Source organism: Pseudomonas sp. (assembly GCF_030690725.1).
GTDB lineage: Bacteria > Pseudomonadota > Gammaproteobacteria > Pseudomonadales > Pseudomonadaceae > Aquipseudomonas.
Genome location: NZ_JAUYGD010000027.1, coordinates 1 through 1056, shown reverse-complemented (window position 1 = coordinate 1056; position 1056 = coordinate 1). Strand labels below are relative to the sequence as shown.

Here is a 1056-nt window from a genome sequence, read left to right as displayed (position 1 = left end):
AAGGCTAATTCTTTTTGTATCAGGAGCGTCTAGCCCATGAGTATGCAGGACCCGTTAGCGGACATGCTAACTCGTATCCGTAATGCCCAGATGGCTGAAAAGTCCGTCGTAAGCATGCCGTCTTCCACGTTGAAGGTGGCTGTAGCCAAAGTTTTGAAAGACGAAGGTTATATTGCGGGTTATCAGATCAGCGGTGAAGTTAAGCCGCAGCTGTCCATCGAGCTGAAATACTTCGAAGGCCGTCCGGTTATCGAAGAAGTTAAGCGCGTTAGCCGTCCAGGCCTTCGCCAATACAAATCCGTCGATGATCTGCCGAAAGTTCGTGGCGGTCTCGGTGTATCCATCGTCTCCACCAACAAGGGTGTGATGACGGACCGCGCTGCGCGCGCTGCCGGTGTCGGCGGCGAAGTGCTTTGCACAGTGTTCTAAGGGGGGATAAGCATGTCTCGCGTTGCTAAGAACCCCGTAAAGCTGCCCGCTGGTGTTGAGATCAAACTCGCCGGCCAACAGCTTTCGGTAAAGGGTGCCAAGGGCACTCTCGAACTGAACGTTCACTCGTCCGTTGAAGTTCTGCAAGAAGCCGGTGAGCTGCGTTTCGCTGCTCGCAATGGCGATCAGCAGACTCGTGCAATGGCCGGTACCACTCGCGCCCTGGTCAACAATATGGTGATCGGTGTTAGCACTGGCTTCGAGCGTAAGCTGCAGCTGGTTGGTGTTGGTTACAAAGCGCAAGCCAAAGGTCAGGTGCTGAACCTCGCTCTCGGCTTCTCCCATCCGATCGACTATGAGTTGCCGGACGGTGTAGTTGCTGAAACCCCGAACCAGACCGAGATCCTGATCAAGGGTGTCGACAAACAACTGGTTGGTCAGGTCGCTGCGGAGATTCGTGACTTCCGTCGTCCTGAACCTTATAAGGGCAAGGGTGTTCGTTACGCAGACGAAGTCGTCCGTCGTAAAGAAGCCAAGAAGAAGTAGGGCCTAGCAAATGACCGACAAAAAAGTTACTCGACTGCGTCGCGCTCGCAAAGCACGCCTGAAAATGCACGAGCTCGAAGC

At 54.3% G+C, this 1056-nt stretch carries 2 protein-coding genes and 1 pseudogene; all 3 read left to right on the top strand.

The features are described 5' to 3' along the window. Positions 1-36 precede the first annotated feature (36 nt). On the top strand, positions 37-429 hold the full coding sequence (gene rpsH, locus Q8O69_RS05115; RefSeq protein ID WP_069519903.1) for a 30S ribosomal protein S8: 393 nt from the start codon (positions 37-39) through the stop codon (positions 427-429). 12 nt (positions 430-441) lie between these two features. Then, on the top strand, positions 442-975 hold the full coding sequence (gene rplF / locus Q8O69_RS05110; RefSeq protein ID WP_160089362.1) for a 50S ribosomal protein L6: 534 nt from the start codon (positions 442-444) through the stop codon (positions 973-975). Positions 976-985: 10 nt separating this feature from the next. Then, positions 986-1056 (top strand): annotated as a pseudogene (locus tag Q8O69_RS05105) (50S ribosomal protein L18); the annotation flags it as partial.

Bases quoted from the DNA above. Each gene is read 5' to 3' on its own strand.
- rpsH (WP_069519903.1), top strand. From the start codon at position 37: ATGAGTATGCAGGACCCGTTAGCGGACATGCTAACTCGTATCCGTAAT.
- rplF (WP_160089362.1), top strand. From the start codon at position 442: ATGTCTCGCGTTGCTAAGAACCCCGTAAAGCTGCCCGCTGGTGTTGAG.